This is a genomic window from Ruminococcus sp. YRD2003 (genome assembly GCA_900109435.1).
GTDB lineage: Bacteria > Bacillota > Clostridia > Oscillospirales > Ruminococcaceae > Ruminococcus > Ruminococcus flavefaciens_G.
In genome coordinates this window covers 116,730-137,134 of the sequence record FNZT01000003.1, presented here as the reverse complement: position 1 = coordinate 137,134, position 20,405 = coordinate 116,730, and the positions used below count along the sequence as shown (strand labels likewise).

The window sequence follows — 20,405 nt, the reverse complement described above, 5'->3', positions numbered from 1 at the left end:
CTCGTATAGCTGCCCTCACGAAGCAGATAATAGCTTCGCGGAGGTGCTCGTATGACTGAAGATATACTTTGGAACAAATTCGCAGAGACAGGCAGAGTCAGTGACTATCTGCGCTATTCTGCGCAGAGGGATACGCTCCATGATGATAATAGAGGGGATAGTCCTGAAGGAACGTCCCATAGGTGAACAGGACAGATTCGTTGATGTTCTGACAAAAGAAAAAGGCGTGATAGAGCTGTCAGTGAAGGGAGCCTGCAAGATAAACGGTAAGTCAGGAAGCTCCACGCAGCTTTTTGCATATTCACGCTTCTGCTGCGATAAGCGAAAGGACAGGCTCTACCTTAACAGTGCAGAGCCTATACATATTTTTTACGACCTGCGCAGCTCGCTCACAGCGCTGTCACTCGCGAGCTATTTTTCGGAAGTGCTGCGCTACTGCATATCCGAGCGCACTGACAGTGGAAATGTTCTGCGGCTGACGCTTAACACCCTCCACTGCCTTGAGAAGAAACTTCGCAGTGAACAGCTTCTCAAAAGCATATTCGAGCTTCGGTTGATGTCCGAGATAGGCTATATGCCCGATGTGCTCGCGTGCAAAAGCTGCGGAGTGTTTGAACCTGAAGAATTGTACTTCTCGGTAGAGGACGGAGGTTTCCTGTGCTCTGACTGCTTCGATGACAACGGCGGCAAATGGACGAAGCTTCGGCTTCCCGAACTTTCGGCGATACGTCATATCGTGCTCGCAGACTTCGACAGGCTGTTCAATTTCCGCGTATCAGACAGGGCAGGGGATAAGCTCGCCGCATTCACGGAGGATTACCTCCTCACCCACCTTGAGAGGAACTTCAAAACTCTCGACTTTTACCACGGTCTCTTTTGAAATGTTGTTATGAAAAGAATAGTTTTTGCTCTTATCTGTGCGGCGTCACTTGTGTCTTGCGCTTCTGAAGCAAGAAGCAGTTCGGTGAATGAACCCACCACTGCGATGACAGCCGAAACCGCGACAGAACCTTCCACTGAAACAGAGACAGAATATGATGACGAGCAAAAGGGATACTCCTTAGAATCTGCTGAGGAAGCAATATCCATGTCGGATAGTTTACTTCAAAAAATAGCTGAGGAAAGTATCAATAGGACCAATTATGATGATATAGAACTTTTTGATATTTCTCTCATTGATAAGCCTGACTGTCATGAGTGGGTATCATATGTTGTACCGACATCCAACTATGCAGATGACCTCAAAGGATTCATCGGAAATCATCTTGCCGCTCAAACAGACGGTCACGAGAATATACAGGGAGATGTCAGCTACGTCGTTGCGTACAATGAATACAGTGATGTTGAAAGTTTATTCTGCGGAGAAAACGACGATTACTCCGAATACTCACTTCGCTATACTCTGACAACAAAATGGAAAAATGACGAAGATGAGTACTCGAACGTCTCTCATAAAGCAATACGCTTCGTTTACCCGAAAATCATTCTTCTTGATGATGGAAAATACATATACACAGGTGAGATGACAGCAGAAGGGGTCAGAAAGGCAATGTCTCTTTTCCGCCATATTATCTCACCTTCACATGAGATCGTCGTTTATCCCGAGGTCATCGACTTGGACGACTGTATACGCTTCTCATACTATGAGGTCGGACACTGCGGCGGTGACTACAACATCAACGATACCGCTTTTCTCAGCCGCCGAGTATATGAGATTGACAAGTCAAGCGGTGTTATAAGCACCGTGACAGAATATGAGTATCTTCGTGAATTCGAAATACCCGATACTGCATTAAAGTATGAATAACATAAAGGCTGAAATTACTGAAATGAACAAATACCTGAAAACACTTGAACTCGATAAAATACTTGAAATGCTCGTGGAGCTTGCCTCCAATGACGAGACAAGGCGTATGGCTCTTGAAGTGCGCCCCGACAGCGACCTCGAACGCGTCCGCTATGAGAACACCAAGACCAATCAGGCGTTGGAGCTCTCAATACAATTCGGACTTCCTCCGTTCACGAATTTCAAGGACATATCCACTGCGGCAAAGCGCGCGAAATCGGGAGCGGTGATTTCTCTCCGCGACCTCATGGACATCGCCGCGATGCTCCGTCAGATAAAGAGCCTTTTCGACTGGTATCGCTCCTGCGAGAACGTCGAGACCGAGCTCAGCTATCTTTTCTCGCAGCTCGCACCGAACGACTGGCTTCTCGAGAAGCTTGACCGCTCAATAATCTCCGAGAACGAGATCGCCGACGCCGCAAGTCCTGAGCTTGCCGCTATCCGTCGCAAGATAAACAAGGCTGGAATGCAGCTCCGCGAAACGCTCGACAAGATGGTCAAAAACAAGACTACCCAGCAGTATTTGCAGGAGAGCAATGTCACTATCCGCGACGGACGCTTCGTGCTGCCTGTCAAATCGGAATACCGCGGACAGGTCAGTGGTCTTGTGCATGACACCTCCGCCACAGGACAGACAATCTTCATCGAGCCAATGGCTGTTGTGGAGGCTAACAATGATATACGCATCCTCCAAGGCAAGGAACAGGAGGAGATAGAGCGCATTATCCGTGAACTCTGCCGTGAGTGCGGGGACTATGCGGACGTCCTTTGTGAAAACTATAAGATTTGCGCCGAGCTCGACCTCTACTTCGCAAAGTCGGAGCTTGCCGCAAAAATGCGAGCTTCCATGCCTGTCATCACAGACGACGGCATTATAAGTCTGAAAAATGCACGCCACCCTCTGCTCGACAGCAAAAAGGCAGTGCCAATAGACCTGTCGCTTGGCGAGGATTATCAGGCACTCATCATAACAGGTCCGAACACGGGCGGTAAAACTGTTGCGCTGAAAACAGCAGGGCTACTCGCCGCCATGACGATGTGCGGGCTTCTCATACCTGTCTCTGACGGCAGCAGGATATCTGTATTCGAGAATATCCTCGTTGACATTGGTGACAGTCAGAGCATCGAACAAAATCTGTCAACATTCTCATCGCACACGAATAAGGTCATCGAAATTCTCGGCACAGCAGATGAGCACTCACTCGTACTGCTCGACGAGCTTGGCTCGGGCACCGACCCTGTCGAGGGAGCGGCGCTCGCCGTTTCCATAATCAAGCGACTTATCTGCAACGGTGCGCGGCTTATGGTGACTACTCATTATCAAGAGTTGAAGGTATTCGCGATTGATACCCCGAACGTAGAAAATGCGTCGTGTGAGTTCAGTATTGAAACGCTAAAGCCCACTTACAGGCTTATTGTAGGCTCACCGGGCAAGTCCAACGCATTCGCTATATCCGAGAGCCTCGGTATGCCCGCGGACATAATCGCTGAGGCGAGGGGACTCGTCAGCGACGCTAATACCCGCCTTGAAGATGTCATAGGCAAGCTCGAAGCCTCGCGTATAGAACTTGAGCGCGAGCGGGAGCAGGCTGAGATGCTCCGAAAAGAAGCTGCCGAATATACAGCGAAAATTCGCGCCGACAAGGAAGAGCTCGAGAAAAACAAAGCCGATCTTCTCGAAAAGGCGCGTTTGCAGGCGATGACTATCATCGAGCAGACGAAAGCTGAATCCAATGAGCTCATCGACGAGCTCGAAAAGCTCCGCAAGGAGAAGGACAAAAAGGATTTCAGTGTCAATGTATCGGGCATGAAATCACGCTCCAAGCAGAGTTTCAATAAGATGTACGACACTGCTAATCCCATCACGGGAGGTGACCCGAACGAGGGCTATGTTCTTCCGCGCAAGCTAAAAAGGGGAGACACCGTCTTCGTTGTTGACCTCGGACGCAAGGGTATCGTCTCAGGCGACCCTGACGGAAGTGATTTTGTCTTCGTGCAAATGGGAGTAATGAAAACTAAAATGAACATCTCGCGTCTTCGTCTGGAAGAACCGCCGAAAGTCACTGTCGGCAGCAAGCCTGTAAAGAATCAGCGCAAGACAGGCAGAGTCGGCGTGATAAAATCAGAACGGCACGGCAAAATGGAACTTGATATACGCGGCTGTGCCTGTGACGACGGTATCTATCAGCTCGATCAGTTCATTGATCAGGCCGTTATGTCAAATATATCAATGATATCAATAATTCACGGAAAAGGCACGGGACTTCTTCGCGCCGCAGTCCATAAGCGGCTGAAAAATCACCCATCCGTCAAGAGCTTCCGTCTCGGAGTTTTTGGTGAAGGAGAAGACGGTGTAACTATTGCTGAACTAAAGTAAAAAGAAGGCGGTGAGCGCATATATGCATAAGAGGAAACGCATAGCAGTCCTTGCGGCTGATATCGCAAATGACTATATGAACAGGATATGCGCCGGGATCGAAGCTCAGACAAAGGCTTTGGGCTATGATGCTATAGTTCTTCTGATGTCGTTCAACATCAATACTTCGCCCATCATTGAAGCGGGTGAAGAGAATATTTACCGTTTGCTTACCTCCGATAATATCGACGGAGTTATCTTCCTTACCGGGAATATTTCAAGCCATACTCTTATCAACTGGCTGACAATGCACATAGAGAAGCTTGGCATACCAACTATAGCCATTGACAATGACTATCGCTCATTCAAGAGCATTTATGCAGATGATACCGATATCTTCGAGAAGATCACAGACCACTTCATCGAGCATCACAACTGTAAGAAGGTTATCTGCCTGACAGGTTTTCAGGGGATGTCTCCGTCGGAGACACGCGCCGCCGGATATAGACGCTCAATGGAAAAACATGGTCTCACTGTCGCTCCCAACGACATCATATACGGCGATTTCTGGAAGAATTCGGCTGAGGCTCTTGCAGACGAGATCGGAAGCGGCAAGCGTCCTAAGCCTGACGCTGTTGTATGTGCTAACGATGCAATGGGTATTTTCCTATGTCAGGAACTTTCAAGGCACAACATCAGAGTACCCGAGGATATCCTCGTATCAGGCTATGACGGCTCACGCGAGGCTATCGAGAGCATACCGTCACTTACGACCATCTTTCCCGAGAACAGCACTCTCGGGGCACGCGCCGTCTGCGCTCTGTACAAAATGATAACCGGTGAGGAAGCCGAGCTCGTAGACTGCGGTGAAAGCTCACTCATTCTCGCAGGCAGCTGCGGCTGCAACGAAGCCAAGCAGGACCTCATCGAACGCCGCATAGCATTAACCCATAAAATGGGACATTACGAGCTTTACTTCAACAACAGCGGTATGGCGGAAGGTCTTATGCAGTCCGAAAATCTCGACCACCTGCTCCATCAGCTTTCAAACTATGTGTACATTATAGATAATATCGAGGTATTCATGATAAATCTGTGCCACGAATGGGATAGCTTTGAAAACCTCGACGAAACGGATTATCTTCGCAAAGGGTATTCCGAGGTCATGGATACAAAGCTCATCTACCACAACACTAAATATGACTATACCGTACACAGGTTCAAATCACGCAATATTATTCCGGAGTATATGTACGAAATATCAGATGAACCTTCAATGTACATACTCCTCCCGCTCCACTTTATGGACAGATGCTTCGGATACACTATATTCAAGTTCTTTGATATAAACACCACTGTAAGCAAGGTCTTTGCACTGTGGAACCGCAACATAAACATTGCGCTCGAATTCCTGCGTGTCAGAACTAAGCTGACTGCTATAAACCAGCGAATATCGCTAAACTCGCTGCGTGATACTCTCACGGGCGTTTACAACCGCCAAGGCTTCAGCAGGTTCTCTGAAACTCTGTTCAACCGTGCAAAGACTGAGCAGAAGAAGCTGCTCATCATCATTGCAGACCTTGACCTTCTCAAGCATATAAACGATAACTTCGGACACGTCGAAGGAGACAACGCTATTATTGTAGTTGCAAACGGACTTACTACCTGCTGTGAAAATAACGAGATATGTGCTCGTATCGGCGGCGATGAATACGCAATCGTCGGCTGCTACGACTATACCGACAAGATCGTTAACTCGTACGCAAACTATATCAATGACTTCTTCGACAGGTACAATGCATCCTCAGACAAGCCTTATGATGTAAATGCAAGTATCGGAGTATTCTGCGGTATACCCGACAAAGGCAACGAATTCTCATACTACATGGACATAGCTGACAAACGAATGTATGACAATAAAGCGCTCCGTAAAAAAATGAGAACTGACTAAAAGGTCCAGCTAAATACAGTACGCTGATATAGAGGGCTTATTCCAACTACTATATGCAAGACCTTTACAGCAGACTATGAAAAGAACAGCCGGATATACTCCAAAATATCAGGCTGTTTATTACTATATGAGATAAGCATATAGACTTGTTTTTTGTGCAAAACTGCCTTTGCTTTTCATCTTAAAAACTGATATAATTGAATTAGAGAACGTGTAGCAGTTACTGCGTAAGTCCGGTTACTTGCTTCACGTTCTCTATTATTTTTATGAGGTGATACTTATGTATAGCATAGGCGATATGGTGATGTACGGGACATTCGGAATATGTAAGGTCACAGCGATAGAAAAGCGTGATTTTACGGGAGAACAACAGGAATACTACATTCTAAAGCATATAAACTCGGATAAAAACATCTTCTATGTACCTACAAACAACGAAGCGGCTTTAAATAAGATGCACTCGATATGCTCAAAGGCTGAGGTCGATGAGCTTATCTCCCATATGAACTCCGAGGAGCTCATATGGATAGACAACGACATCAAGCGTAAGGAAGAATACAGCCGCATCATTAAAGAGGCTGACAAGCATGAGATCATAAGACTGATCAAAACACTGTATCTGCGTCGTAAAGAACTTGCCAAAAGCGGAAAGAAGCTGCGTTCAGCGGACGAGAATTATCTTAGTCTTGCAGAGAATATGCTGTTTGAGGAGTTCGCTTTTTCTCTTAACATTGACAGAAGCGAAGTTGTTGAATATATCGAAAAGCATATCGCCTGAAATTTGTGAAATGAAAAATTTGAAGAATTCAAAAAATCGGTATGTGTTTACGTCAATGAGTTTCATTCGGCTATACTATCCCTTAAAACTGCAAACGCTCCCTGAGCGTTATTATCGTTATACAGTTTTTGAAGTCCTGTTCTTATCACTCAGGAGCATTACCATAAACACCGCCGCTACCACGAACATTGGCAGAAACTCAAATACATCTGCAATCACTCCGAGATCGGCATTTTCGGGGATATTGCCCTGATATAAGAGGTTTGCCAGCGCCCCCTGACTTTCATTGAACATATAATGTCCGATCACCGCGGGGAATACGCTGTCTGTCTTTTTCGTCATCCACATCAGGAACACGCCGAAAAGCGTGAGCTGTATCATTCTTCCGCCGCACATAGCAAAAGCATCGGAAATTGCGCCGTCACAGCCGAAAATATCCATTGGCAGATGCCACAGACCCCATACGATTCCGCCCACTATACAAGTTCCGACCCTGCCAAGCAGCGGTTCCATTTTCCGGTTCATATACCCACGCCAGCCAAGTTCTTCACCAAGGATTCCTATCGACATCACTGCCGACATTGCTGCAAGTGTGAACAAGTTTGAGAGCACATTCTGAGCCGTAAAACCGCCGAGCCAGTCAGCATGACCGCTGAGAATGACGGGTAGCAGGAATTTAGCGGAGAAGCAGATCAACGGAAGCCCGAAAGCCAGCAGATACCATTTGAAATTGCCGCTGAGTTTCAGATGCAGCTTCATATCACGGAAGCCCTCTTTAGTGACGGCTCTTGTGATAAGGCTTGCGATGGCAGGGGAGAATGAAAATATCATGTATATGATGTAGAACACAGTATTTGACGCATTCATAGGCTTTATACAAAGAACGAATAGCAGCATGAACGCAAACACGGTCAGCAGATAAATTCCGAGCGGCTTTGCACACTTATTTTTAGTGGTCATACTGCTCCACCCCTTTCAGATACAGCCTGCAAGTGATACGGTAGGAAAGATAGTACAGGGCAAGACATACCACCAGCCCCACCGACAGGAGCAGAGAACTGTTCTGCACGTTTATCACCTTTTTGCAGCTTTCGATGATATTATCGGAATGCTCTATATTTAATATCAGAAACGTCAGCATAATGATAACAAGCACTATCAGGCATATCAGTTTTACAAAGCTGCCCTTTTTGCTGCCGAAGCGGTAGACGAACGGTATGTCAATGGCACGAAGAAGTATCTGCACAAAGCAGAGCGGAAGTGCGATTCCGCTGATCTGGACAGCATCTGCCTTTCCCATATCGGCAGCCACCGCACAGTATCCCATATCAACGAACTGCACCGAGAACATCAAAAGCACGATCATTCCGAAGATCATCTCATATTTCACACGGAGAAAGCCCTTGTATCCGTCGGGAGTTGCGGTGATCCAGTAGCCCCACAGCTTGCGGTCGTCGCCACGCAGAACAAGCATCTGCAAAGCCCCTGCTGCAAGAAATCCGGCGATAAGTCCACCGATACGAAGTGCGATATTATTCACGCTTGTTATCTGCTCACGTAAAAGCAGCAGCGCAAGAAGTGGAGCGAAGCCGCAAGGTATCATAGAGAGAATAAACCAACGGTTTTGCTTCCATTCCTTGTAAACAAGTCCAGTCATTACGACTCTCTCCTTTCATGCGACCTCCACATTGCAAGGAAGAATAATACACATAATACAACAAAAACGGCTAATATGCAAAGTGTTGTTTTCCCAGAACTCAAAAAAGTTTCAAATTTGTTGATCGCTTCTTCCGAAATCATAGTACCGTCCTCAACAGGCTTCTCAGTTTTATTCATTCCAGGAAAAAAGCCAAAAACTTTAAACACAGCTCCCGCGCCTACAAAAGCAAGTGCGCTTATCAGCTTCAACTGATTCTTATCGTTTGCAAACATCATGATATAGCTGTATGCAATATCGACAAGCATCACAGCACAGACAGCTCCAAGATAAATATTCAGCATCCGGCAGATAGGATCAATTCCCTCTACTGCAGTGTTGATACCCGATACGATTTTGCAAACCATTAAAAAAGCAACTGATAACAGTCCGAAGAACAGGATATAGCATAGCTTTGTCAGCAAATCGGACAACGCCTGCTGTTTCGCAGTCGGTGGGAGGATAAAGGAATACCGCTTCCACCCTGAATTTATATCCGCTTTCTGTAAGCCGTTGTTTGTGCCTGCCAAGAACCCGCCTGTCAGTGCGACAATACCAGAAGCAAGCCATACTATACTAAGCAGATCCTCTTCCATTTCTGAATCCCCTGATAGTCCACCAATCATTATTGGAATCAGCATCAGCAGCGACAGCAGAAGAAACAGTATCAGCATAAGGATGCAGCGCTTACGAGTCAGCTTCAATTCACGATATATAAGCGATCTGTAAAGTTTCATTATGACCACTCCTTTGTGTCACGGTGTACATAGTAGAGCATGATATCGTCAAGGCTTGCAGGGTCTATCACGCAGTCACTGTATTTGTAGGACGCATTTTCACGGTCATGCACCATGACCTCTGCGCCGAAATTGTTCAGGCGTATGCTGACGATATCCTCACTGTCGATATCTTGCAGCTTTTCTTGGTCGCACTTGAGAATACCGTGCTGCTCGATTATTTCGTCCTTGTAACCCGAAAGCAGTATCTTCCCCTTGTCGATGAACGTCACCATATCGGCTATCTTTTCAAGGTCTGAGGTGATATGCGAGGACATGAGTATCGAGCGCTCGCCGTTTTGCAGATATTCCATGAAGATGTGCAGTATCTCGTCACGAACAACGGGGTCAAGACCTGTTGTAGCCTCGTCCATTATAAGCAGCTCGGCATTGTGAGACAGCGCACAGGCGATCTGCAATTTCATCTTCATGCCCTTGGAAAACTGCCCGATCTTCTTTTTGACAGGGAGCTGAAAACGCTCCAAATACTGCTGATACACAGTATTGTCCCATTCGGGGTACATTCCCTCAAAGATGCGAGCCATATCCTTTGCGGTGAACACATCATGGAACGGCAGCTCGTCAAATACCACAGCGATACGCTTTTTGATCGCTGTTTCGTCCTTGATATGGTCAAGACCGAGCAGACGTATCTCGCCGCTGTCAATGTCTGTGATATGCAAAAGACTGCGGATCGTTGTGGTCTTGCCTGCACCGTTCTGTCCGATAAATCCCATAATACAGCCCTTAGGCACTTCAAAACTGATATTATCCAGCGTGAAGCCGTCGTAACGCTTTGTCACGCCCTTGATCTCAATCGCATTATCAAATGCGGTCATAGTTGATCCCCTCCGTTTACAAGGTCAAGAAGTTCATGGAGCTCCTCCATCGTGACGCCTGCCTTGCGTGCCGTATCGCCTGCCTCAATGAGCAGGGACTCGATACGCTTGATCTGCTCCTCACGATAAAGCTCAATATTCTGTGCCTTTACAAAAGAGCCCTTGCCAGTATAGCTTTCAATAAAGCCGTCACGCTCAAGTTCCTCGTAGGCACGCTTCGTTGTCATAAAGCTGATACGAAGTTCTGTGGCTAAAATGCGCATAGAAGGCAGAGCTTCGCCCTCTTTTAGCTTTCCCTCCAGTATCAGCGTCTTGATCTGGTTTGCGATCTGCAAATAGATCGGTTCGCCGGATGCGTTGCTGATGTTGATATTCATAATTCGTGTACACTCCTTTAGGGTCAAAGCTCTCAAAGCATTTGCAACTACCTTGAAAGTCTAAATTGTATAACCTCTATGTATACAATTATAGCAGGTGCTTTACTGTTTGTCAAGGGTAGGATGAAATTTTTTGCAAAAGCATAAAAACGATGTAATACCAACAGCCGTTACGACTGCTTTTGCTGATGGTATGAAGAATGACAAAAAAAGGCTGCGTAACCGAATAGGTTACGCAGCCTGATTTTCAAATCTAAAAACTTCTTTATCAACGCACCTCTAAACCGAGGCACCTTCAGTTTTACTTCTTCTTTTTCTTTGAGTTATTGGGCTTGGAAGCAACTGACTTTACCGGCTTCTCAGCTTCGACCTCAGCTTTGGGAGCCTTGACTCCTGCCTCAAACCACTTGTAAAGAAATGCAGCGATCGCAGCACCTGCAAGCGGTCCAACGATGAATACCCATACATACTTGAGACTGTCACCACCTGCGAAAACAGCGGGAGCAATGCTTCTTGCAGGGTTCACGGAAGTGCCTGTGAGACCGATTCCGAAAATGTGTACGAGTGTGAGTGTGAGACCGATGATGAGTCCGCCGAATGAGCCATGATTGAACTTCTTGGAAGTAACTCCGAGGATAGTAAGCACAAAAATAAAGGTAAGTATACACTCGATGAGCAGACCTGCCATAACGCTCTTAGCGGTTATATCACCCGGAACCTCTGTAAGGCTGCCAAGACCGTTAGCACCAAAGCCTCCTGTCATGTCCTGAATATCGCCAAGGTCAAAGATAGCACCGAGAGTTGCTGAAGCTGCAAATGCTCCAAGGATTTGCGAAATAACGTAGCCGCAGAAGTCTGTTCCCGATATACCGCCGGTGATAAGCACTCCGAGCGACACAGCGGGGTTAATGTGACAGCCGGAAATGTTGCCGATACAGTAAGCCATACCTACGATCACAAGACCAAATGCGAGCGCCGTAAGCAGATAGCCGCAGCCGCTTGTTGCGTCACAACCAACGAGCATCGCTGTTCCGCAGCCGAGAAAAACGAGTACAAACGTTCCGAAAAACTCAGCTACATACTTTCTGAATGAATCCATAAAATTTGCCTCCTTTAAAATAATAATATAATGGGTTTATGGTATTTTAATTATATCACACATTATTAAAAAAAGCAATACCAACAAATAAAATCTATAATGTTTTTTCAAAGAATCTAACCAGTTTGAAGCTAACGGTAACTGTTACGGCTTCTGTAATACTCCTGATATACGGAGGGTACTTCCTTGTGACATACTTATGCAGCAAGAGCATAATCAAAGGAAAAAGGTGATAAATAAAGGGCGTGGTATTAGGCTGCTCTCCTTAACGGAAAGTCAGCTGCTCTCCACGTCCTTGATTTTTATGATATACGAGCTGTACCTTTTTGGCTCATTTTTCTGAGCATGAGCCAGAATACAACAAATTCTACAGCAAAAGTAACCGACCACGATATCATATATGACGAATAGAGTATCTCCAGCGAATGATACTGCGGCAATCGGAATACCGTGTATATCCAAAGTATACGTAATCCGCATACACCTGCCACGGTTATGAACATCGGAGCGATACTGCTGCCGATCCCTCGCAGCATTCCCGTGGCTACATCCATGATTCCGCACAGAAAGTAGGGGAGACATATGAATAACAGTCGGACTACTCCGTACTTTACCGCCTCATCCGAGTCGGTAATATATATTGACAGCAGGGGACGCGCCAACAGAACTGACATTCCTCCAAGCGAGACACCTGCTCCGAATGCAAGTCCAAGGCAGCCAAACATTATCTTCTTCAAGCGGTCAAATTTTCCTGCTCCGTGGTTCTGACCGGCATAGTTGAGCGCAGTCTGACTTACGGAATTCATGGAAATATAGACAAATCCCTCGATATTCTGTGCCGCAGCATTGCCCGACATTACGACCGAGCCAAAAGAATTGACCGATGATTGTATGATAACATTGGATATCGAGAACAGCGAACCCTGTATTCCCGCAGGAAAGCCTATCCTTATGATTTTCCAGAGCTGCCGCCCATATATCCTCATTTCCCGCAGTTTCAGCCTGCACGCATCCTCACGCTTCATCAGAGCACGAATAACAAGCACCGCCGACAATGTCTGAGAGAGCGCTGTAGCAAGGGCAACTCCGGCTACATCCATTTTTATGACAATGACAAAGAACAGATTCAGCAGTACATTCATTATACCCGCCGAAGTGAGAAAATACAGCGGTGATTTGGTATCACCGGCAGCACGGAGGATAGCTCCGCCGAAGTTGTAGAGAGTGCTTGCGACGATTCCCGAGAAATATATTCGCATATATGTAGCAGACAATCCGATAACATTATCGGGAGTTCCCATAAGCGTGAGTATCATTTTCGCACCTGCGATACCCACCACTGTGAGCGCTGCTCCGCATATGAATGCAAGCGGTATCGCTGTATGAACTGTACGCCTCACATCCTCGTCCTTGCCCGCACCTATACCGTGAGCAACGGTAACGCCGGCTCCGACGGAGAGTCCGATGAACAGGTTGACAAGAAGATTGATAACTGCACCGCAGGCTCCGACCGCTGCAACGGAGATACTTCCGCAGAATCGTCCGACGACAACAAGGTCAGCTGCATTGAAAAGGAGCTGTAATACACCTGTAAGTATGATCGGTATAGTGTATGATATAAGTCCTTTTAGTAGCGGTCCTTCGGTAAGGTCCGCAGATTTATTGTGCACGTCAGATAACTCCTTTCAATCAATATATCAATATATTATATTCCTGATAAAGTGTTTTGTCAATAGACAAAATATGAACTCCGAGCACAATAAATGTGACAGAACGGAAAAAATTTTCAAATATCTATGGACAAACCAAAAAATATAGTGTATAATAGTATGGTATATGAAATTTTTACAAACCCGGAGGCTTAATCAAAATGGATAACTTTAGAAAAATTGCGGCAGCTGGTCTCTCAGTCGCTCTTTCGGCATCGATGTTCGGATGTACACCGGCTATAGGTGCAGGCTCAAAGAACGCTATGACCATCGATGGCTATGATGTTCCCGCAGGACTTTTCATTTACTATACATTACAGGGATACGGTGAGGCTGCCAGTGAATATCAGAACAAAAACGGTTCGGCTCCTACGGTTGATGACGTAAAAAAGACGAACATCGACTCTACCGACTCTACCGACTGGATACAGAACAAGGCTACCAAGTACTGCAAGGACTTTGTTGCTGTTCAGAGAGAGTTCGAGCTCATCGGCGGCGAACTGACAGATGACGAAAAGGATGAAGCTGTCGAAATGGCGGAGTATTACTACTCTTCAGACCCGAGTCTCGCAGATAACGGCGTGGGTATGGAAACAATGAAGCTCATGGCTGAAAGCTCATATAAGGAAAAGAAGATATTCCAGCATTACTATGGCTTCGACGGCGAGAAGGGCTGCTCTGAGGATGAGCTTAAAGAGTACTTCAACGACAACTTTGCAAGAGTAAAATATGTTTCTATCAGCCTTCTTGACGCTGACGGCAACAAGGTCACTGCCGACCAGGAGAGAAGTCTCCGCAAAAAGGCTGAAGATTACGCCAAGCAGATAAACGACAAGGCAAGGGAAATAGACAAGATGCACGAGGTAGATGCTGTACAGGAGAAGCATGATGAGTACGTTGAATCTCTTCAGACCACACTTGCAGCACCTACTGTTGGTGAGGAAACTACAACTACTGTTGCGGAAACCACAACCGAATCCACCGAGTCGACCACAACTACTACAGACCAGTTCGCAAACGAGTACATAATCCAGAAAAACACGACCACTACAGCTTCCGCAGACAGCACTGAGGATACCGAGACATCGGCTGTTGATACAGAAAGTGCTGATTACAAGTACAAGGAGTTCGTTTTCAACAAGCTTGAAATGGACAAAGCTACTGTTTACGATTATGACGAAAACACGATTTATGTCATTATCCGCGGCGACCTCCACGAACGTATGACCGAAGATGACTACTGGAATGAAAGCTATATTGAATATCTCCAGTCTATGAGATATTCCGGCGAATTCAAGGATTACCTCGAAGAAAAGGCTGATGCTTTATCGTTTGAAAAGAACAAATCAGCATACAGACGTTATGCTCCGTTCAAGCTTGAGCTTGAAGAAAAGTCAAAATAAAAAAGCAACCGCAGGTCACTGACCTGCGGTTTTCATTTTATTCAAATTCGTATTCGCCTTTGTAATTCTTCTTGAACTCGGTATACACCTCTTCAAGAAGCGCATCGTCCTCTACAGCCACAAAATCGTCAAATTCTTCGTCATCGCCCTCAATAATCTCAAGAATGACTATTCCGTCGTCCTCTTCATCAAAGGGGAGAAGCACTGCAAACAAGCGTTCCTTATACTCGACAGTATCAAGTATCTCGAAGGAAACCTCATTACCGTTGTCATCAGTAAGTGTGATGTAGTTCTCGTTTTCCTCGAGCTCTTCGCTGTTGTTTTCAATAATATCGCTCATAGTATGACCTCCTTAACAGATCTGATAATAGTATTATACTGATTTTTTTACGATTTGTCAATCTTTCGTTTCAGCAGGTGAGGGGAGAGGGGAGCACGCTATTTTTTGCTCTTGTCAGACTTAACATTCGCAAGCGGATTGCTCTCTACTGCACTGCGAACATTATCATCACTGAGATGTGTATATATCTCAGTCGTTGAAACGCTCGCGTGTCCGAGCAGCTCTTTCAATGTGAGAACATCAGCGTCGCCGTACTGATACATCAGAGTAGCTGCTGTGTGGCGAAGCTTATGCGTAGTTATCCCTTTACCGTCAAGCCCTGCTTCTTGCAGCGAGTTTTCGACTATCTGCTGTACACGCCGCTTGGAAATACGCTTATTCTGATTGCTGATAAACAGTGCAGGCTCGGCAGCAGCTTTTTTGTTAGCTGTCCTTTCCTCAAGATAGCTGTTAAGAGCGTCCATACAAGCTGAATTCAGATAGACCATACGCTCTTTATTGCCTTTTCCGAGGACTTTGAGCCGCTTTTCGGTAAAGTCAATATCACGTATGTCTATCCCGACAAGCTCACTGAGTCTCATTCCGCAGTTCAAAAACAGAGTCAGTATGCAGTAATCACGCTTTGAATCCGTGCTGTCGGCAGATGCAAGAAGCCTAAGACTTTCATTAAGTGAAAGGAACTTCGGTAATGCCTGCTTTGGAACAGGGACTTCTATATCCTTGGTCGGGTCTTCGGACAGTATATGCGTTGATTTGGTCAGGTACTTGAAGAAGCTCCTGAGTGCGGAAAGCTTTCGATAGCGTGCTTTGTCAGCATTATGACGCTCGTCGGCTGTATAAAATATGAAATTGTAGATGTCAGAAAGGGTTATCTGACGCAGATCGGCAGTTGTCATACCTGAAATATCGACGTCTTCAATGTTATCGGAAGAATTGTTCTTCAAATTGCAGTAGTATTTCAGAAACAGCCGCGTATCAAGATAGTATTCCTGTATAGTGCGTTCTGAAAGCATTTTTACGACCTTTATATGAACAAGGTAATCGTTCAGAAATTCAGGATTCTCACTATTGTTATAATTTTTCATAAAATCCTCTTGTCAAGTAAATATTCAAGTACCAGAGCCTCGCGTTCAATGAGCATAGCATCGTAGTCAGAATGCTCATGAGTACGGTTGATCTCGATCGCTTTTTCAGGCTGAACGAATTCAAGCCGAAATCCTTCCTCCGATTCATATTCATCAAGTGACTGTGTCGCTACCGAATCAGATACATTGCACGTGTAATAATAGTTTTCCTGTTCAAATATCTCATTGGAATTTGTGCGGCTTCGCTGTACACGCAGGACTGAACCAAGTTCAGTTACAGATTCCGGTATAATGCTGAGACCGGTTTCTTCACTGACCTCACGCATAAGCGTTTGAATATGGGATTCGTTTTTCTCGATACCTCCGCCGGGAAATTTATAATAATCATATTTAGGACTGTAAACCATTGCAACCTTAGAACCTCGTATTATAACAGCTCTCACGGACGGACGTCTGAATCTCTGCATCGTTTCATCATAATCCTTCAGGTCTATAGTGATTATGCGTTCCATAGTATCTCCTCACTCATCTCTGTCAAAAGTTGCACCAAACTTTGATTTGGTGCAACTTTATCTATTTCACCTTATAGACTAATTATACCACTTTTTCTGAGGAATTGCAACCTATGGCTTCTTCAATAATATCACACTGATCAAATATAAGCGTTCGTAACAGTAAAGCATTCAACTATTGTTTGTGATACTTCATCCTGAACTTTCTGCTAAGTGAGTTTTTGTGTATATTCCTTGACAAAGTCTATTTAATATGGTATAATTATTAGGAATAATACTATGAGGAATCACTCACTGTTAACAGCGTTTTTCTCGAAAGGCGGAAACTCTCTTGAAAACTATTCACATCTCTACAAGCACGCCATATGACGTAATAATTGAACGCGGCAGCATAACAAAATGCGGCAGTTACATCTCCGGATGCACCAAGTCGAAAAAAGCTGCCATAATCACTGATGATATCGTTGGCAAGCTCTATGCCGATACGGTCGTATCTTCTCTTTGTGCTTGCGGTTTTGAGGTCAGAGTTTTCACTTTTCCCAACGGCGAATCCTCAAAGAATCTTGATACATTAGGTAAAATTTATAATTTTCTTTGTGAGTACGGAATTACACGCAGCGACTTACTTATCGCTCTCGGCGGAGGTGTTGTCGGGGACATTACAGGTCTTGCGGCAGCTACTTTCCTGCGTGGCATTGATTTTATGCAGATCCCTACTACCCTGCTCGCTCAGGTAGATTCCTCAGTCGGCGGAAAGACTGCTGTTGATATCCCCGGAGGCAAAAACCTCGTCGGAGCTTTCAAGCAGCCTGTTCTTGTACTCTGCGACAGCAATACACTCTCTACCCTGCCCGAAAGCGAACTCGCGTGCGGTATGGCTGAAGCTGTAAAATACGGAATGATTCGTGACAAGCAGCTCTTTGAGCTTATTGAATCACACGATCTATCCAATGTCAGCGAAGTCATCGACGATATTGTTTTTGCCAGCATCGATATCAAGCGTGACGTTGTTGAACATGACGAGTTCGACAAGGGAGAGCGTTTTATACTCAATTTCGGGCACACTCTCGGACACGCTATCGAGGGGTGGCATAACTACTCGAACTATACTCACGGAATGGGTGTTTCCGCAGGAATGTGTATGATAACGGAAAGATTTGCTTCTCCCGATCTGGCGGAGAGATTGCGCAAATGTGTCACTGCGTATAAACTGCCGGTCGGCACCGAAGCGCCTATGAAAGAACTCCTCCCCTTCTGCTCGGTCGACAAGAAACGTGACCTTGATTCCATAAGCTTCGTTGTATGCATGGAAGTCGGGAAAGCCGAAATAAGGCGAGTTTCATTAGATGAGTTCTACCGTCTTATGGAGGTCTGACATGGATATTCGTATTAGTCCTTCACGTCTTGCAGGAACTGTAGATATACCTTCCTCCAAAAGCTGTGCTCACCGTGCGCTCATATGTGCGGCTCTCTGCTGCGGCGTATCGCATATCAGCGGCATTACTTTTTCAAAGGATATAGAAGCTACAATTGATGCTATGACCGCTCTCGGAGCTTCTTTTGAGATTGACGGCAACAGTATTACAGTACACGGTATTACCGATATACCTTCGGATGCGGACATTGACTGCAACGAAAGCGGCTCTACGCTGCGATTCATTATGCCTGTCGCCGCAGCGCTCGGAGTCCACTCCGTTTTTCATGGCAAAGGCAGACTTCCGGAACGTCCTATCGACATCTATAAGCGTGAACTAAGCAAAAACGGTGTGCGCTTTATCTCCGAGACTATGCCATATGCACTTACAGGCAGGCTTGAGGGCGGAAGATTCGAGATAGAGGGAAATTTGTCCTCACAGTTCATTACAGGACTCCTCTTCGCACTGCCGCTTGCAGAAAAAGACTCAGAGATAATTCTGACTTCGCACCTTGAGTCTCGTCCGTATGTTGATATCACGCTCAATATACTAAAACGTTTTGGTATTGAGATCACTGAAAACGAAAATGTTTTTTTTGTAAAAGGCAATCAACGATATATCCCGCACGATGAAATGGTAGAAGGTGACTATTCACAGGCGGCTTTCTACTATGTTGCTAATGCTATCGGCTCGGGTGTAATGATGAATAATCTTCTCCCAGACAGTGTTCAGGGGGATAAACGAATTATTGATATTATTTCGCGAGCCTGTAAAAATGCTGAAATAATCGGATTTGAAGAGGATTGCTCCGATATTCCCGACCTCGTGCCCATCCTTTCAGTCCTCGGAGCATACGGCAGGCAGCGCTCCGTCATCTATAATGCCGAGAGACTTCGTATCAAGGAAAGTGACCGCCTTGCTGCGTGTGCGGATATGCTCGGCAAACTCGGCGGTAATGTGACCGTTACTTCCGACGGACTCATTATCGAACCTACAGGACGGCTCCACGGCGGCGAGATAGACAGCTTCGGCGACCACAGGATAGTTATGGCAGCTGCCATTGCAGCTCTCGGAGCTACAGACGATGTCGTTATCCACGGTGCAGAAGCTGCTGAAAAATCATACCCCGACTTCTTCAGAGATTACACTTTACTTGGAGGAATAGCAAATGTCATCGATCTGGAATAACAGGATCTCCATATCATTCTTCGGTGAAGCCGAAGGACCTGCAATTGGTGTAACGATAGACGGTCTTCCCGCAGGCGAATTCATCGACCCCGAGGAAATCCGCCGCTATATGGACAGAAGAACTCCCAATTCATACAAGGATGGGAATTCGCGAAGAACTCCCCTGCCCCGGATCATGTCGGGCGTTACAGGCGACCGTACAACAGGCAGTCCTCTGTGTGCGTTCATTCAAAATGCAGACAGGCGTCCGCGCGAAGAAAAAAGAGACGATGCTTCAAAGCTCATGCGTGCAGGCAATGCCGACTATACGGGCACTGTACGCTACCGCGGCTATAACGACGTAATGGACAAGAGTTCACGTGCTGAAAAGCTCACAGCCCCTCTCTGCTTTGCGGGTGCTGTATGCGCTCAGATACTCGAACGCCGCGGCATCTTTACAGGAGCTCACATCGCTCAGATACACAATATCAAGGACAATCCCTATGATAAGGTCAAGCTCGACCGCGATGCTGTAATAAGCGTCAGATACAAGGACTTCCCCGTCATAAACGACCGCAAGGGCTGGCTCATGCTCGAGGATATCGCAAAGGCATTTGGAGCGGGCGAATCCCTCGGCGGCATTATAGAGTGCGCCGCAGTGAATGTCCCTGCGGGTGTCGGCTCGCCGATATTTGACGGTCTTGAGAATAATATCGCTCAGCTCGTATTCGGTATCCCCTCTGTGAAAGGTCTTGAATTCGGTGCTGGATTCAGTACCGCAAAAATGGTCGGAAGTCAGAGCAGTGACGACTTTTATATGGACGAGCACGGTCATGTTGTAACACGCACAAACAATCACGGCGGTATTCTCGGTGGAATATCATCGGGTATGCCTATCATACTCAATGTTGCATTCAAGCCTGTTCAGAATGAAGGCAGCGGCGGTCTTGAGGATACCTGTATCGTCCCCAAGGCTGTTCCATGTGTTGAAGCTGCCGTTAATATCGCTCTTCTCTCGAATATGCTCGATTTTCCGAGCTTCTGCTGAGGTGATAT

The 20,405-nt window shown here is 46.1% G+C and carries 20 protein-coding genes; 10 read left to right on the top strand and 10 right to left on the bottom strand.

Annotation, left to right across the window (positions count from 1 at the left end; all coding sequences use genetic code 11):
* The first annotated feature begins 51 nt into the window (after window positions 1-51).
* From BMX22_RS16745 to BMX22_RS00625, 6 genes are all read left to right on the top strand, one after another.
* Window positions 52-186: a hypothetical protein gene (locus BMX22_RS16745; protein ID WP_318259664.1), complete on the top strand. Its 135-nt coding sequence runs from the start codon at window positions 52-54 to the stop codon at window positions 184-186.
* On the top strand, window positions 140-880 hold the full coding sequence (gene recO, locus BMX22_RS00645) for a DNA repair protein RecO (RefSeq protein ID WP_074740001.1): 741 nt from the start codon (window positions 140-142) through the stop codon (window positions 878-880). The genes BMX22_RS16745 and recO overlap by 47 nt, the downstream gene beginning before the upstream one ends.
* 9 nt (window positions 881-889) lie before the next feature.
* Window positions 890-1,807, top strand: a complete 918-nt coding sequence (locus tag BMX22_RS00640; protein ID WP_143055449.1) for a hypothetical protein — start codon at window positions 890-892, stop codon at window positions 1,805-1,807.
* Between the two features lie 22 nt (window positions 1,808-1,829).
* Window positions 1,830-4,223: an endonuclease MutS2 gene (locus BMX22_RS00635; RefSeq protein WP_074740497.1), complete on the top strand. Its 2,394-nt coding sequence runs from the start codon at window positions 1,830-1,832 to the stop codon at window positions 4,221-4,223.
* Between the two features lie 22 nt (window positions 4,224-4,245).
* Window positions 4,246-6,153 carry a diguanylate cyclase gene (locus BMX22_RS00630; protein WP_074739999.1) on the top strand — a complete coding sequence of 636 codons (1,908 nt, stop codon included), beginning with the start codon at window positions 4,246-4,248 and terminating at the stop codon, window positions 6,151-6,153.
* A gap of 280 nt (window positions 6,154-6,433) precedes the next feature.
* Window positions 6,434-6,931 (top strand): CarD family transcriptional regulator, encoded by a 498-nt coding sequence (locus tag BMX22_RS00625; protein ID WP_074739998.1) that lies wholly within the window; start codon window positions 6,434-6,436, stop codon window positions 6,929-6,931.
* 117 nt (window positions 6,932-7,048) lie between these two features.
* On the opposite strand, the gene BMX22_RS00620 is transcribed toward BMX22_RS00625, so the two are convergent.
* The 7 genes from BMX22_RS00620 to BMX22_RS00590 form a co-directional block, all read right to left on the bottom strand.
* Window positions 7,049-7,891: a CPBP family intramembrane glutamic endopeptidase gene (locus tag BMX22_RS00620; RefSeq protein WP_074739997.1), complete on the bottom strand. Its 843-nt coding sequence runs from the start codon at window positions 7,889-7,891 to the stop codon at window positions 7,049-7,051.
* Entirely contained in the window at window positions 7,881-8,588 is a 708-nt protein-coding gene (locus BMX22_RS00615) for an ABC-2 transporter permease (RefSeq protein WP_074739996.1), read from the bottom strand. Before BMX22_RS00615 ends, BMX22_RS00620 begins: the two co-directional genes overlap by 11 nt.
* Window positions 8,588-9,364: an ABC-2 transporter permease gene (locus BMX22_RS00610; protein ID WP_074739995.1), complete on the bottom strand. Its 777-nt coding sequence runs from the start codon at window positions 9,362-9,364 to the stop codon at window positions 8,588-8,590. The genes BMX22_RS00615 and BMX22_RS00610 overlap by 1 nt, the downstream gene beginning before the upstream one ends.
* Complete coding sequence (locus tag BMX22_RS00605; protein ID WP_074739994.1) at window positions 9,364-10,242, bottom strand: ABC transporter ATP-binding protein; 879 nt, start codon at window positions 10,240-10,242, stop codon at window positions 9,364-9,366. Before BMX22_RS00605 ends, BMX22_RS00610 begins: the two co-directional genes overlap by 1 nt.
* Complete coding sequence (locus tag BMX22_RS00600; RefSeq protein ID WP_074739993.1) at window positions 10,239-10,619, bottom strand: GntR family transcriptional regulator; 381 nt, start codon at window positions 10,617-10,619, stop codon at window positions 10,239-10,241. Before BMX22_RS00600 ends, BMX22_RS00605 begins: the two co-directional genes overlap by 4 nt.
* Before the next feature lie 301 nt (window positions 10,620-10,920).
* Window positions 10,921-11,718, bottom strand: coding sequence for an MIP/aquaporin family protein (locus BMX22_RS00595; protein WP_074739992.1), 798 nt, complete (start codon window positions 11,716-11,718; stop codon window positions 10,921-10,923).
* Between the two features lie 302 nt (window positions 11,719-12,020).
* Window positions 12,021-13,388, bottom strand: coding sequence for an MATE family efflux transporter (locus tag BMX22_RS00590; RefSeq protein ID WP_074739991.1), 1,368 nt, complete (start codon window positions 13,386-13,388; stop codon window positions 12,021-12,023).
* 200 nt (window positions 13,389-13,588) lie between these two features.
* On the opposite strand from BMX22_RS00590, the gene BMX22_RS00585 reads away from it, so the two are divergent.
* Window positions 13,589-14,830 carry a hypothetical protein gene (locus BMX22_RS00585; RefSeq protein ID WP_074739990.1) on the top strand — a complete coding sequence of 414 codons (1,242 nt, stop codon included), beginning with the start codon at window positions 13,589-13,591 and terminating at the stop codon, window positions 14,828-14,830.
* A gap of 37 nt (window positions 14,831-14,867) precedes the next feature.
* On the opposite strand, the gene BMX22_RS00580 is transcribed toward BMX22_RS00585, so the two are convergent.
* The 3 genes from BMX22_RS00580 to BMX22_RS00570 all read right to left on the bottom strand — a co-directional run bounded on the left by BMX22_RS00580 (window position 14,868) and on the right by BMX22_RS00570 (window position 16,767).
* Complete coding sequence (locus tag BMX22_RS00580) at window positions 14,868-15,170, bottom strand: DUF1292 domain-containing protein (RefSeq protein ID WP_074739989.1); 303 nt, start codon at window positions 15,168-15,170, stop codon at window positions 14,868-14,870.
* Window positions 15,171-15,268: 98 nt separating this feature from the next.
* The gene (locus BMX22_RS00575) at window positions 15,269-16,255 is read right to left on the bottom strand and encodes a tyrosine recombinase XerC (RefSeq protein ID WP_074739988.1); all 987 of its coding nucleotides are present in this window, start codon (window positions 16,253-16,255) and stop codon (window positions 15,269-15,271) included.
* A complete protein-coding gene (locus BMX22_RS00570; RefSeq protein ID WP_074739987.1) occupies window positions 16,252-16,767 on the bottom strand; it encodes an NUDIX domain-containing protein in 516 nt (171 codons plus the stop codon). Before BMX22_RS00570 ends, BMX22_RS00575 begins: the two co-directional genes overlap by 4 nt.
* A gap of 331 nt (window positions 16,768-17,098) precedes the next feature.
* Here BMX22_RS00570 and aroB point away from each other — a divergent pair, with 331 nt between their 5' ends.
* The 3 genes from aroB to aroC are packed head-to-tail and all read left to right on the top strand — an operon-like array spanning window position 17,099 to window position 20,397.
* Window positions 17,099-18,142, top strand: coding sequence for a 3-dehydroquinate synthase (gene aroB / locus BMX22_RS00565; RefSeq protein ID WP_074739986.1), 1,044 nt, complete (start codon window positions 17,099-17,101; stop codon window positions 18,140-18,142).
* 1 nt (window position 18,143) lies between these two features.
* Window positions 18,144-19,370 (top strand): 3-phosphoshikimate 1-carboxyvinyltransferase, encoded by a 1,227-nt coding sequence (aroA, locus tag BMX22_RS00560; RefSeq protein ID WP_074739985.1) that lies wholly within the window; start codon window positions 18,144-18,146, stop codon window positions 19,368-19,370.
* Entirely contained in the window at window positions 19,351-20,397 is a 1,047-nt protein-coding gene (aroC, locus tag BMX22_RS00555) for a chorismate synthase (protein ID WP_074739984.1), read from the top strand. The genes aroA and aroC overlap by 20 nt, the downstream gene beginning before the upstream one ends.
* Window positions 20,398-20,405: the final 8 nt, after the last annotated feature.